This window comes from Vibrio sp. YT-15 (assembly GCF_033337445.1).
In the GTDB taxonomy this organism is placed as follows: domain Bacteria; phylum Pseudomonadota; class Gammaproteobacteria; order Enterobacterales; family Vibrionaceae; genus Vibrio; species Vibrio alginolyticus.
Genome location: NZ_JAWOQR010000005.1, coordinates 208188 through 221300, shown reverse-complemented (window position 1 = coordinate 221300; position 13113 = coordinate 208188). Strand labels below are relative to the sequence as shown.

Here is a 13113-nt window from a genome sequence, read left to right as displayed (position 1 = left end):
GGCAGCGAAGCTGCCCTTTTCAATACCTTGCCTTACTTCATTGCTAACAGTTTGCTGTAGCGTTCAAGCTTGTCCATGCTAACTTTCGCGTTTGCCATGAAAGTTTGTCTCGCTTTTCCTGTCAGGGATTTAGATTGTGGCAAATTCACCGTGCGCGGGTTTTTATGGACACCATTCACAAGGAACTCATAGTGCAGGTGAGGGCCAGTTACACGGCCAGTTCCGCCAAGCGTACCGATGGTTTGGCCTTGCTTAACGCGTTGACCAGCTCGTACAGTACGTTTGGTTAAGTGCAGGTACTTGGTAATGTAAGTATTACTATGTTTAATGAAAACGTAGTTACCATTAAATTTGTTGTAAGACGATTTTTGAACGACACCATCACCAGCCGCCCAAATCGGGGTGCCCACTGGTGCTGCATAGTCCGTGCCTCTATGAGGACGAACGCGTCCCGTCACTGGATGTAAGCGGCGTGGGTTGAAGTTAGACGAAACTCGACGGAAATCCAACGGCGCGCGTAAGAATGCTTTTTTCATTGCACGCCCATTTTCGTCGTAATACTTGCCACTTTTCTGATCCAATATTGCGGTAAAGGTATCGCCTTGGTTTTTAAAGATCGCAGCAATGATTTTTCCACGGCCGATTACTTCTCCTTCTACCACTTCCTCTTGGTAAAGTACTCGGAAGCTATCGTTTTTACGAATATCTAAAGCAAAGTCGATGTCCCAACCAAATATGCCAGCCAGTTCCATGATTTGGTTACCATTTAATCCAGAAGATATTCCTGCATTCCAAAAGTTTGATTTGATGGTGGCTTCTGCGTAGTTGTACTGGAAGTCGACTTCTTTCTTATCAACTTCAGAAACGTACTTGCCGTCTTTTAATGTGATACGAAAAGTCTCGAACGCGCTTAGTGTTCTTCTTAGCTGCACCAAGTCGTTATTTTCGTCAAAACCAAATTGCAATCGGTCACCAGGTCGAAGCCGAGTTAACTGTTTTTCCACTTCTTTGTCTGATGACACCAGTTCATGTAATAGACGAGCGGAAAGCCCTACGCGACTAAATAAGATGGCAGCACTCTCGCCATTTTTTACCTTGTATGTCTCCCAGCGCAGCACGGCGGGAACCGCAGGCGATGAACTATTTAGTGCACTGAGTTCGAGGGAAACTGGCACAGGATAATGTTGACCAACTTTTAATCGGCTCTGCTGCGGGTCTAGGTCTTGCGGATCAGGTAAAAAGAAGAGCGCGAAGATAATCAGCGCACTAAAAAAACCGATCAATACTTTGTGCAAGAGTGGAAGTCGGACAAAAATCGAATGCATGAGGTACTTGATTGCTAAATTAAACGGAAAAAGTGACAACTACCTAGTCTAACGTGTTTCAAAATGCATCGCTATTCAAGTAATATGTTCAGCTATTATATTTTTGCCAAATCTGTGGGAGTGAACAAGAATGGCGAGCATTGAAGCTGCACTAGCCGAGATTAAGCGCGGTGTTGAAGAGCTGATTCCAGAAGAAGAGCTAATCGCAAAACTAAAAGAAGACCGTCCTCTACGTATTAAATTGGGCGCTGATCCAACAGCACCTGACATTCACCTAGGCCATACGGTTATTTTCAATAAGCTTCGCTTGTTCCAAGAACTAGGTCATGAAGTGACGTTCCTAATCGGTGACTTCACTGCAATGGTTGGTGACCCAACAGGTAAAAACACAACTCGTCCACCGCTAAGTCGTGAAGACGTATTGCGTAACGCTGAAACGTACAAAGAGCAAGTGTTCAAAATTCTCGATCCTGCAAAGACTAAAATTCAGTTTAACTCTGAGTGGCTGTCTGAACTGGGCGCAGAAGGTATGATTCGCCTTGCGGCAAACCAAACCGTTGCTCGTATGCTAGAGCGTGACGACTTTAAAAAGCGTTACGCGGGTGGTCAGCCAATTGCTATTCATGAGTTCATGTACCCACTTCTACAAGGTTGGGACTCAGTAGCAATGGAAACGGATGTTGAATTAGGTGGTACAGACCAGAAGTTCAACCTTCTAATGGGTCGTGAACTGCAAAAGTCTCACGGTCAAAAACCTCAGGTTGTACTGATGATGCCGCTTCTAGTGGGCCTTGATGGCGAGAAGAAGATGTCTAAGTCAGCAAACAACTACATCGGTATCAGCGAAGCGCCAAGCGAAATGTTTGGTAAAATCATGTCTATTTCTGATGACCTAATGTGGAGCTACTACGAGCTGCTCTCTTTCCGTCCTCTGGAAGAGATTGCTCAATTCAAAGCTGATGTAGAAGCGGGCAAAAACCCTCGTGACATCAAAGTATTGCTAGCAAAAGAAATTATTGCTCGTTTCCACAGTGAAGCCGATGCCGATGCAGCAGAGCAAGAATTCGTAAACCGTTTTGCGAAGAACCAAATTCCTGATGAAATGCCAGAGTTTGACTTTGACGCAGGTCGCCCAGTGAGTAATCTGTTGAAAGAAGCAGGATTATGTCCATCATCGTCAGATGCGATGCGCATGGTTAAGCAGGGCGCTGTGAAGATTGATGGTGAAAAAATTGCGGACAGCAAATTTGCTCCAGAAGCGGGTACTTACGTGTTCCAAGTAGGCAAACGTAAATTTGCTCGTATTACTATTCAGTAATTCATAATGACTGCAAATGAAAGCGTCCGAAGGGCGCTTTTTTTGTATGAAAATTTAGCAAAAACGGCAAAGTAAAACTTCCATACCTGATGAACTTTGCTACTATACTTGCGCTGCCAATAATGGCAGCGCTATCGGAGATTTACATGAACAATACCGACCATCCTCCCAGTCGTTGGGTGAGTAAGATTAAGGGAGCGAAATAACCCGCTTCGGTATTGGCGATCTCCGCCTTACCTAAGTGGTGAGGCATCTTTTCTAATTTTCTTCTCGTTGTTTCCTTCATACATTCTGAATAGACAGTGCATTCGCATTGGTTTTCTCTGTGCATCTTAATTGTTGTCTGACTTTTAGCGTGCAAGAGTGGCTTTTCATGCTTTGTCGATGGTCGTTACCAATGCCAATCGGGAGATTCGCCATGACGGTAATGAACAACACTTTTATTGAAACAACACCAAACTTTTCTGAAGTAGAAATTGGTGCAGCTCGCAATGCATTCTTGCAGTACGAGCAAGAGCAACAAGTCCATTTGCTTACGGTTATGCCGATTGATGAGGCTGTAGGTATTTTACAGCATTGCTCTGTCGGCTATGTGAATAGTCTTATTGCTCAACTTGAGCAAGCAGGTCATGACAAACGCGCACGTCATTATGCTCACCAACTGGGTCTGCATATGTCTGAAGTTGATACACCCGATGGTTATTTATCAACTAGTGTTTTAGGGCATGTAAAACAGCGTATTGGATGGATCATTGCGCTGGCTCTTTTAGGGATAGTGTCAGGCTTGATCATCGCTCAGTATGAGGACACCCTTAGTCAGCTTGTTTTACTTGCAGTGTACATGCCAGTGATTGCAGCTGCTGGTGGTAACACAGGAACACAAGCAGCAACTTTGGTGATTCGTGCTCTTGCTACTGGAGAGTTAAAAAAACGCCAATGGTTAGAAGTTTTGTGGAAAGAGAGCCGAGTCGCTCTATTTATTGCGCTAGCGATCGCTATCGTGATGATTGGACGCATTATGTTATTTAGTGCAGGACAATCAACAGGAGGCTTTGAACTGACCGATATCGCACTGGCAATAGCAGTTGCGCTGTTCATTCAAGTCACCATTTCTACAACATTGGGCGGGCTGTTGCCAATTATTGCACGAGCTTGCAAGTTGGACCCAGCCGTATTGGTGAGTCCAGTTCTTGCGTCTATCGTCGATATTTCAGGAATGTGGATTTACTTTAACGTGGTGAACTATTTCTTAGGTATTGCCTGACTAAAGTTCACAATGTCATTGTAAAAAAGCTGCTCAAAATGTGTAATCGGGGCGATGACAAGTGTGTTGTCGTCCCGTTTTTCTGGGAAGTAGTCTGAAACAAACTGAACAAAAATGGTGTTAGGTTGACCATTTTTATCCAAGCCGTATCCAGCCATATTGTAAGTCCCGTAGATAGAGCCACTTTTCGCGATCAGCTGTCCTTTAATTGGAAGTTTTCGCATACTTTGTCGGTACTTTAATGTGCCGGATTCACCTGATTTCGGCATGATGGCAATCAATTTGAGTTCGTTTTCATGCTTCCAAATATAGCGCAGCATTTCAGCCATCTTGGTCGCGGAGATCCGGTTATTTCGCGAAAGTCCTGAGCCGTCTTCTAGGCGCGCATTACGAATATCAATACCAGTGTTGGCGAAAATGATCTGCTTGATCGCTTCTGTCCCGTTAGTAAAACTGCCTGGCTGAACGAAAAATTTAGCGCCAAGTGTTTTGGTTAATGTGTCGGCAATTAAGTTGTCAGAGTTTTTGAGCATATCTTCGAGAATGTCTGGTAAGGCTTTTGATTGATGCATTGCGATGAGCTTTCGCTGCTTTTCTGGCGCCGTACCGACCCTAATCTTTCCTGATACCCCAATGTTGAGCTCCTTGAGCAAAGTCGCCAACCTTTGACTGGTGTAACGCTCAGGGTCTTGAACCGCAAATTTCAGTGGCAATGGTTTGTCTCTTTCAACCAAGCACCCTGTTAGCTTGTAGTTGTTATCGGGATTTGCAACTAAACCTAAGTCACAATGACGACTTTTCTTAATGGTTTTAGAAACTGTTTCTACGGTACTTGTGACACGAATAGGTTGATGCTCTGGTACGTAGACCCGCGTTCCACCATCTTTTTGTGTATAGATAGAGGCTTGTACACAGTTGTTATTGAGTGTGATGGTCGATGCCGGAGCGCTGTAGCAAACTCCCAAGATATCCCACGGCCAGCCCACCGCACGGTTATAACCAGTGAATGCGCTGTTATCGAGCCATAGGTCACCGTTAATCCGTTTTAAGCCATTTTTCTTAGCTAGAGTGAGAAGTGATTTTAAGTCGTTGGTTTGGAGTGTTGGGTCGCCGACAAAGTAAATCACTGCATCTGAGTTCGACGTTTCCAGCTTGGTTCGAAACCGGAAATTATCACCCAGTTCTAGCTTTGCGGCTAATGCGGTGACGATTTTTAATGTACTCGCTGGTGGGAACAGTTGTTCGGTAGGATGAACACCGTCAAGCTCAGCATTTTCACTGAGTTTTTCCGCAACTAAACTGATGCGGGCGCCTTCAGGCAACACCTCTTGATGAGGGTACGCTTGTGAAAAAGCAGAAAGTAATGAAGAGAATATGAGCAAGAGCCAACGTAAACGCATAATGATACTTTCTAAGGTGAGTTATGTGATTGAGTATACGCAAGTCCTTTCAATATGCTAGGTAACTAAAGAAATGCTTCAAATGTCTTCATGAATGAGACACGAGAGAAAGGCGCGCTGCTTAAAATGAAGTATAAAAAATGCCCGCTTAAAGCGGGCATTCGATATTCTAGTCAAAGACCGGAATTAGAAGTCGTAACGTAGACCTAGAGCTAGCTCGTCTTCAGCATCGATCTTAGTTGCAACTGTTTTGCTAGTGTCAGTTGAACCAAACTTGTCACCTGCATCAATCAGGTTGAAGTTGTAAGAAATGTAACCACGGAAGTTAGGCTTGAAGTAGTAAGAAGCATCAACAGCGAAGTTGTTTGCAGAAGTTTCGTTGTTAGTTTCTGCATTGTTGTATGATGTTGTAAATACTGTTTGGCCTAGAGTGTAAGCACCCGCTAGCTCGTAACCAGTGTAATCAACTGTGTTACTGTTGTTTGAATCTTCCATTTTCTCGCCGTCAGTGAATACACCAGCGAAGTAAAGATCAGACATTGTGTAAGATGCAGCTAGCATGTACTCGTTAGCTTTGTCTTGATCTGCGTAACCAGCACCTAGCTCAAGACCAGTGTCAGCTAGAGCGTAGATTGCAGATAGAGAGTAACCGTCTTGTTTGTTGTCGTAGTACTCACCAGTGTTTTTGTTTTCCATACGATCAGCGAAGCGGTAGCTTGCTTTTACGCTTAGGTTTTCAAACTGGCCTTTGTAAGCCATCATGTTGTCTGTACGGTCTGATACAGCTAGTTTGTCTGCTGCAGAGTTACCGTGGTAAGCCATGATATCTGTGAAGTCAGTGATAACGCCTAGTGCACCTTCAGTTTTACCGTATGCGAACTCACCGTAAGCACCGCCAAGACCAGCGTAAGCAAGACGAGTTTCTAGATCGCTCTTGTCGTCGCCGTCTACAGTACCGTTTTGAGCAGTCTCAAATTCACCTTCCCAGAAACCAACACCGTATAGGTTGTCATTGATTTCTTGTTTACCAAGGAAGTTTAGACGGATGCGAGATTTGTCTTGAGCGTCGCCATCTTTCATAGATAGACGTGCTTCAGCACGGCCGCCCATTTCTAGAGAAGTACCGTCTTGGTTGTAAAGTTCAGCTGCGTTTACGCCAGTTGCCATAGCTGCTGCAGATACAGAAAGAGCAATTAGAGTCTTTTTCATCTTATTTGTCCTAGTTAGCTGTCCATAATCATTGTTGTATGGGGGAGAGGTGATCTCTCACAAGTTGTTGGTCCAAAATTGGCTAATTGAGCGATATAGTTCGCACTTGTAAGCCATTGATCTAACAACTCGCTGGACATGTTTTACTGCTAAAGTTTCCGTATGAGTTAGTAAAATGATATAAATCCCACTGATGAACACTGTTCAATTGTGCGTTGTTTTTATTTAAATTACTGTTTTTGATTGAAATTATTGGCAATGACATTGGCCTGACATTGATTAGTTTTTATCTTTTTTGAGGTTTTTGGTGTAATGAACAGTGTTGTTTTTCAATAAATTGAGAAGGTGATTCGCCCTAGAACCGCTCTAAAAGTGAGTTATATCATTATGCCGAAAAGGCATAGTCTTGCTGTCTTTCGAATTAAGATGATTTCGTCCGGGAGTTTGTTTACACTAAACGAAATACATCTTTAAGCGCACTACCCAGTCCTATGACAGGGTGGGCTTTTTTTGTCCAAAGACCCATTTGGGCTTGAGGTTATAAAATGGAAAAAGTTCCAATGACACTACGTGGCGAGCAAAAGCTACGTGCAGAACTCGATCGTCTACTTAAACTACGTCCTCAGATCTCAGAGGCAATTGCTGAAGCTCGTGAGCTAGGTGATTTAAAAGAGAATGCTGAATATCACGCCGCTCGTGAAGAGCAGGGCATTTGTGAAGCACAAATCCGTGACATTGAATACAAACTGTCAGTTGCTCAAGTTATTGATGTAACGAAGATGGAGAACACGGGTAAAGTTATTTTTGGTTCAACCGTAACCTTGATTGATATCGACACCGAAGAAGAAAAAACGTACCAAATCGTTGGTGATGACGAAGCCGATATCAAAGCAGGTCGCATTTCAGTGAGCTCACCTATTGCTCGTGGCCTGATTGGCAAGATGGAAGGCGATGAAGTTGCTATTCAAACTCCGGGTGGCGCGAAAGACTTCGAAATTGACCGAGTAGAATATATCTAGGTCGTTTGGAGTAGCATTACTGCCCTGATAAAACGCAAAAAGGTCGCCTCAGGCGACCTTTTTTCTTCAGCAACGTAAGTAGAGTTACTTACGAGGGATTTCGATTTTACGCTCTTCAGACTGGCGGTATAGCACTAGCACTTTACCAATAGTCTGAACTTTTTCAGCGCCCGTCTCACGTACGATAGCGTCGATGATTAGCTGTTTTGTTTCACGATCTTCCGAAGCAACTTTTACTTTGATAAGTTCGTGATGGTTAAGAGCGATTTCAATTTCTGCTAGCACGGCTTCTGTAAGTCCATTTGCGCCCATTAGCACAACAGGTTTTAAACTGTGAGCTAGGCCTTTAAGGTGCTGCTTTTGTTTGGTGCTTAGGTTCATTACGCGGCCAATTTTCTTTAAAATAAGGGTTGAAAAAAGCTATTTTAACGCCATCTATTGCTGAAGACTATAATTTATTGAGTAATAGGTAGCGCCTATTAAAACAATAGCTCCAATTTGTGCCTTGTTGGGATTAAAATGAGTAAACAAAAACATTCGGCTAGTTCTGGTCGTTGGTTGAAAGAACACTTTGATGATAAATACGCGAATGAAGCCCGAAAAAAAGGCTACCGCTCACGTGCTTATTTCAAGATCGATGAGATTCAAACGAAAGATAAATTGTTAAAGCCTGGAATGACAGTCGTCGACTTGGGGGCTGCGCCGGGCGGATGGTCTCAATATGCTGCTAAGATAGTAGGGGACAGTGGTCAGATCATCGCGTGTGACTTGCTTCCTATGGACCCGATTGCTGGCGTTAGCTTTTTACAAGGCGACTTTCGTGATGATGCAGTATTGGAAGCTTTGCTAGAAAGGATCCAACCTTCCATGGTAGACGTAGTAATGTCTGATATGGCGCCTAACATCGCGGGAAACAATTCTGTTGATCAACCTCGCGCTATGTATTTAGTTGAATTAGCTTTAGATATGTGTCGACAAGTTCTAGCGCCTAATGGTAGCTTTGTCGTAAAGGTTTTCCAAGGGGAAGGCTTCGATCAGTATGTGAAAGAAGTCCGAGACATGTTTAAAGCCGTAAAAATTAGAAAACCAGACTCATCGCGAGCTCGCTCTCGAGAGGTCTTCGTCGTAGCCACTGGTTACAAAGGTTAACCATTTTGCTCTCTTGAGAGCGTGTTAACACTATAGCTACAGTTAATGAACTGTAGTACCCTACCTTTAATTACAATTAGTTATCGAGAGGCTTACACCTTGAGTGACATGGCAAAAAATTTAATTCTGTGGCTTGTTATCGCCGTCGTATTGATGTCGGTATTCCAGAGCTTTGGCCCTGGAGAAAGCAATGGCAGAACCGTGGATTACACCACGTTTGTACAGGAAGTTGGCCAAGGCCAGATTCAAGAAGCAACTTTTAAAGACGGTGAAATTAGCTTTGTTCGTCGTGGCGGCGGTGCCAAAATGGTCACTTACATGCCAGTGTATGACCAAAAGCTTCTAGATGACCTAATTAACCAAAACGTGAAAGTACAAGGCACGCCTCCAGAAGAGCAAAGCTTGCTTGGTACTATCTTCATCTCTTGGTTCCCAATGATCTTACTAATTGGTGTATGGATTTTCTTCATGCGTCAAATGCAAGGCGGCGGTGGTAAAGGCGCCATGTCTTTTGGTAAGAGCAAAGCTCGAATGATGAGCGAAGAACAAATCAAGACAACTTTTGCTGACGTTGCTGGTTGTGACGAAGCAAAAGAAGACGTGAAAGAGCTGGTGGACTACCTACGCGATCCAAGCCGCTTCCAAAAACTGGGCGGTAAGATTCCAACGGGTGTTCTAATGGTTGGTCCTCCTGGTACGGGTAAAACGCTTCTAGCGAAAGCCATTGCCGGTGAGGCGAAAGTACCATTCTTTACTATCTCTGGTTCTGATTTCGTAGAAATGTTCGTTGGTGTTGGTGCATCTCGTGTGCGTGACATGTTTGAACAAGCAAAGAAAGCTGCACCTTGTATCATCTTTATCGATGAGATCGATGCGGTAGGTCGTCAACGTGGCGCAGGTGTTGGTGGTGGTCATGATGAACGTGAACAAACACTAAACCAAATGCTCGTTGAGATGGATGGTTTCGAAGGTAACGAAGGTATTATCGTTATCGCTGCGACTAACCGTCCGGACGTGCTAGACCCTGCGCTACTGCGTCCTGGTCGTTTTGACCGTCAAGTGGTAGTTGGTCTTCCAGATGTACGTGGCCGTGAACAGATCCTAAAAGTTCACATGCGTAAGGTCCCTCTAGCGGGTGATGTAGAGCCTTCTCTCATCGCACGTGGTACTCCAGGCTTCTCTGGTGCTGACCTAGCAAACTTAGTTAACGAAGCAGCCCTGTTTGCTGCGCGCGGTAACAAGCGCAACGTTTCTATGGTTGAGTTTGAACTGGCGAAAGACAAAATCATGATGGGTGCTGAGCGCCGTTCAATGGTGATGTCTGAGGAAGTGAAAGAGTCAACCGCATACCACGAAGCGGGTCACGCGATTGTTGGTCGCTTGGTTCCTGAACACGATCCAGTGTACAAAGTGTCTATCATTCCACGTGGTCGTGCGTTGGGTGTAACAATGTACCTTCCAGAGCAGGACCGCGTGAGTATGTCTCGCCAACACCTAGAATCAATGATTTCTAGCTTGTACGGTGGTCGTTTAGCAGAAGAACTTATCTACGGTGCTGACAAAGTATCAACCGGTGCTTCTAATGATATCGAGCGCGCAACAGATATTGCTCGTAAGATGGTTACTCAATGGGGTTTCTCTGAAAAGCTTGGCCCTCTGCTGTATGCAGAAGATGAAGGCGAAGTGTTCTTAGGGCGTAGTGTAACTCAGACTAAACATGTGTCTGACGATACAGCGAAGTTGATTGATGACGAAGTTCGTCAGATCATTGACCGCAACTACGATCGTGCGAAGAAGATTCTTCAAGAGAACATGGATATCATGCATGCGATGAAAGATGCGCTGATGAAGTATGAAACCATTGATGCTCGCCAGATTGATGACTTAATGGAGCGCAAAGCTGAAATTCGTGAGCCTGCGGGCTGGAGTGATAACTCAGCAAGCAAACCAGAAGACAGCGACAAGCCTCAAGCAAAGCAAGAAGTTAAAGAAGAAGCAACGGAGACTGCGAAAGATGCAGAACAGCCTAGCTCTTCTGAAACAACTTCTAACGAAGAGCCTGAAAAGAAAGACTCTGAATAAAGAGTATCGATAATATTAAACCCCGAGTTATCTCGGGGTTTTTGTGTTTATGATGATGATTACAGCAAATAACAAATCTTTGGACCTTTCGCGTCCACATGTCATGGCCATTCTAAATGTGACACCGGATTCCTTTTCGGATGGCGGTAAATACAACTCAATTGAACTTGCTCTTGCTCAAGTTGATAAAATGATAAAGGCTGGTGTAAGTATTGTTGATGTTGGTGGTGAATCAACAAGACCTGGTGCACCGGATGTGTCTTTGGAAGAAGAGCTTAGGCGTGTTGTCCCAGTAATCAAAGCCATTCGTGAAAAATATGATGTATGGATTTCCGTTGACACCAGTAAAGCAGAAGTGATGCGTCAAGCAATTGATGCTGGGGCTGATTTGATCAATGACATCCGCTCGCTGCAAGAGCCAGGTGCTCTGGAAGTCGCAGCAGAAGCAAACCTTCCAATTTGTCTGATGCATATGAAAGGTCAGCCTAGGACCATGCAAGTTGACCCTCATTATGATGATTTAATGGGGGACGTGTCGGCTTTTCTAGAAGAACGTATCGCGGCGTGTGAAGCAGCAGGGATTGATAAATCTCAACTGATTCTCGATCCTGGGTTTGGCTTTGGCAAAACAATCGAACACAATTATCATATGCTTGCTCATCTTGAAAAGTTTCATGAATTCGGCCTGCCTATTTTGGCTGGCATGTCTCGTAAATCCATGATCTTCAAACTGTTAGACAAGCCAGCGGCAGAGTGTACGAACGCAAGTGTCGTTTGTGCTACGATTGCCGCGATGAAAGGCGCGCAGATCATTCGCGTGCATGACTTTGAAGAGACAATCGAAGCGATGAAAGTTGTTGAGATGACGAAAAACAATATTTAAAAATAATAAAGGAAAGTTTATGTCGAATGAAAGACGTTACTTTGGTACTGACGGTGTGCGCGGTAAAGTAGGACAATACCCAATCACTCCAGACTTCGTACTTAAGCTTGGCTGGGCTGCTGGTCGTGTACTAGCGAAACAAGGCACAAAGAAAGTTATTATAGGTAAAGATACACGTATTTCAGGTTATATGCTTGAATCTGCACTAGAGGCTGGCCTTGCAGCTGCGGGACTTAAAGCAACATTTACTGGTCCCATGCCAACTCCAGCTGTGGCATATTTAACTCAGACTTTCCGTGCCGAGGCTGGTATTGTGATTTCTGCATCACATAACCCATATTACGACAACGGCATTAAATTCTTTTCTTCTGAGGGTACTAAGCTACCTGACGATATCGAATTGGCGATCGAAGCTGAGTTAGATAAAGAAATTGAATGTGTGGAGTCTGCTGAGCTTGGTAAAGCAACCCGCCTAAATGATGCAGCTGGTCGTTACATCGAATTCTGTAAGAGTACTTTCCCATCTGAGTTGAGCCTTGCGAACTTTAAGATCGTAGTAGACTGTGCGCACGGTGCAACGTACCACATCGCTCCAAATGTTTTCAAAGAACTTGGGGCAGAAGTTATCGCTATGGGCGTAGAGCCTAACGGCATCAACATTAATGAAAAAGTGGGCGCAACAGACGTACGAGCTCTTCAACAGCGTGTTGTTGAAGAGCAAGCGCATCTTGGTCTCGCATTTGATGGTGATGGTGACCGCATCATTATGGTCGACCACCTAGGTAACAAAGTTGATGGTGACCAAATTGCTTATATCATCGCTCGTGATGCACTTCGTCGTGGTGAGCTAAAGGGTGGTGTTGTTGGTACACTAATGACTAACTTGGGTATGGAAAATGGTTTAAAGCAGCTAGGCATTCCGTTTGTACGTGCTGCTGTTGGTGACCGTTATGTCATGGAGCAACTGCTAGAAAAAGGTTGGAAAATTGGTGCTGAAAACTCAGGCCATGTGATCTTATTAGATAAAGTCACAACCGGCGATGCGATTGTTGCTGCACTTCAAGTACTTGCTTCTGTAATTGGCAGCGATATGTCTTTATATGAACTATCGCAAGGAATGACATTATATCCTCAGGTTTTAGAAAATGTCCGTTTCTCAGGAGAAAGTAACCCTCTTGAAGCTACAGCTGTATTAAACGCTGTCGCTGAAGTAGAGGCGACACTTGGTGATAAAGGGCGTGTACTGCTGCGTAAGTCTGGCACTGAGCCTTTGATCCGCGTTATGGTGGAAGGCGAAGATGGTGAACTAGTTCAACACTCAGCATTGAAAATCGCTGAGGCTGTTAAAGCAAGTTGTTAATCATTGCGTTAAAGCATGTCTTGAATGAAAAGGGCATCTTTTGCCCTTTTTTTGAGCGCTTAACGCATTGGCATTGATTTTTTACTAATTTTCCCTTGTCAGCG

At 44.3% G+C, this 13113-nt stretch carries 11 protein-coding genes; 7 read left to right on the top strand and 4 right to left on the bottom strand.

The window, feature by feature from the left end:
• Positions 1–32: 32 nt before the first annotated feature.
• Complete coding sequence (locus R7D93_RS12150; protein ID WP_033905576.1) at positions 33–1325, bottom strand: peptidoglycan DD-metalloendopeptidase family protein; 1293 nt, start codon at positions 1323–1325, stop codon at positions 33–35.
• A 130-nt stretch (positions 1326–1455) separates the two neighbouring features.
• On the opposite strand from R7D93_RS12150, the gene tyrS reads away from it, so the two are divergent.
• Both tyrS and R7D93_RS12140 read left to right on the top strand, forming a co-directional pair.
• On the top strand, positions 1456–2643 hold the full coding sequence (gene tyrS / locus R7D93_RS12145; RefSeq protein ID WP_017820416.1) for a tyrosine--tRNA ligase: 1188 nt from the start codon (positions 1456–1458) through the stop codon (positions 2641–2643).
• A 418-nt stretch (positions 2644–3061) separates the two neighbouring features.
• Entirely contained in the window at positions 3062–3907 is an 846-nt protein-coding gene (locus tag R7D93_RS12140) for a magnesium transporter (RefSeq protein WP_005380062.1), read from the top strand.
• On the opposite strand, the gene dacB is transcribed toward R7D93_RS12140, so the two are convergent.
• Together dacB and R7D93_RS12130 are read right to left on the bottom strand one after the other, a co-directional pair.
• Positions 3886–5307, bottom strand: a complete 1422-nt coding sequence (dacB, locus tag R7D93_RS12135; protein WP_225496665.1) for a serine-type D-Ala-D-Ala carboxypeptidase — start codon at positions 5305–5307, stop codon at positions 3886–3888. The genes R7D93_RS12140 and dacB overlap by 22 nt on opposite strands.
• A 186-nt stretch (positions 5308–5493) precedes the next feature.
• On the bottom strand, positions 5494–6516 hold the full coding sequence (locus tag R7D93_RS12130; protein WP_005380064.1) for a porin: 1023 nt from the start codon (positions 6514–6516) through the stop codon (positions 5494–5496).
• A 545-nt stretch (positions 6517–7061) separates the two neighbouring features.
• On the opposite strand from R7D93_RS12130, the gene greA reads away from it, so the two are divergent.
• Entirely contained in the window at positions 7062–7535 is a 474-nt protein-coding gene (gene greA, locus R7D93_RS12125; protein ID WP_005380065.1) for a transcription elongation factor GreA, read from the top strand.
• A gap of 84 nt (positions 7536–7619) precedes the next feature.
• Here greA and yhbY read toward each other — a convergent pair whose 3' ends face one another.
• A complete protein-coding gene (yhbY, locus tag R7D93_RS12120) occupies positions 7620–7916 on the bottom strand; it encodes a ribosome assembly RNA-binding protein YhbY (RefSeq protein ID WP_005380066.1) in 297 nt (98 codons plus the stop codon).
• A 138-nt stretch (positions 7917–8054) separates the two neighbouring features.
• On the opposite strand from yhbY, the gene rlmE reads away from it, so the two are divergent.
• The 4 genes from rlmE to glmM all read left to right on the top strand — a co-directional run bounded on the left by rlmE (position 8055) and on the right by glmM (position 13009).
• Complete coding sequence (rlmE, locus tag R7D93_RS12115) at positions 8055–8684, top strand: 23S rRNA (uridine(2552)-2'-O)-methyltransferase RlmE (protein ID WP_005388985.1); 630 nt, start codon at positions 8055–8057, stop codon at positions 8682–8684.
• Positions 8685–8792: 108 nt separating this feature from the next.
• Positions 8793–10766, top strand: coding sequence for an ATP-dependent zinc metalloprotease FtsH (ftsH, locus tag R7D93_RS12110; RefSeq protein ID WP_225496663.1), 1974 nt, complete (start codon positions 8793–8795; stop codon positions 10764–10766).
• Positions 10767–10818: 52 nt separating this feature from the next.
• Entirely contained in the window at positions 10819–11649 is an 831-nt protein-coding gene (folP, locus tag R7D93_RS12105; protein ID WP_017820419.1) for a dihydropteroate synthase, read from the top strand.
• Positions 11650–11668: 19 nt separating this feature from the next.
• Positions 11669–13009 carry a phosphoglucosamine mutase gene (glmM, locus tag R7D93_RS12100; RefSeq protein ID WP_005388992.1) on the top strand — a complete coding sequence of 447 codons (1341 nt, stop codon included), beginning with the start codon at positions 11669–11671 and terminating at the stop codon, positions 13007–13009.
• Positions 13010–13113 lie beyond the last annotated feature (104 nt).

What these genes read in the sequence shown, in the direction of transcription:
- R7D93_RS12150 (WP_033905576.1), bottom strand. Translation starts at nt 1,325, where the DNA reads ATGCATTCGATTTTTGTCCGACTTCCACTCTTGCACAAAGTATTGATC.
- tyrS (WP_017820416.1), top strand. Translation starts at nt 1,456, where the DNA reads ATGGCGAGCATTGAAGCTGCACTAGCCGAGATTAAGCGCGGTGTTGAA.
- R7D93_RS12140 (WP_005380062.1), top strand. Translation starts at nt 3,062, where the DNA reads ATGACGGTAATGAACAACACTTTTATTGAAACAACACCAAACTTTTCT.
- dacB (WP_225496665.1), bottom strand. Translation starts at nt 5,307, where the DNA reads ATGCGTTTACGTTGGCTCTTGCTCATATTCTCTTCATTACTTTCTGCT.
- R7D93_RS12130 (WP_005380064.1), bottom strand. Translation starts at nt 6,516, where the DNA reads ATGAAAAAGACTCTAATTGCTCTTTCTGTATCTGCAGCAGCTATGGCA.
- greA (WP_005380065.1), top strand. Translation starts at nt 7,062, where the DNA reads ATGGAAAAAGTTCCAATGACACTACGTGGCGAGCAAAAGCTACGTGCA.
- yhbY (WP_005380066.1), bottom strand. Translation starts at nt 7,916, where the DNA reads ATGAACCTAAGCACCAAACAAAAGCAGCACCTTAAAGGCCTAGCTCAC.
- rlmE (WP_005388985.1), top strand. Translation starts at nt 8,055, where the DNA reads ATGAGTAAACAAAAACATTCGGCTAGTTCTGGTCGTTGGTTGAAAGAA.
- ftsH (WP_225496663.1), top strand. Translation starts at nt 8,793, where the DNA reads ATGGCAAAAAATTTAATTCTGTGGCTTGTTATCGCCGTCGTATTGATG.
- folP (WP_017820419.1), top strand. Translation starts at nt 10,819, where the DNA reads ATGATGATTACAGCAAATAACAAATCTTTGGACCTTTCGCGTCCACAT.
- glmM (WP_005388992.1), top strand. Translation starts at nt 11,669, where the DNA reads ATGTCGAATGAAAGACGTTACTTTGGTACTGACGGTGTGCGCGGTAAA.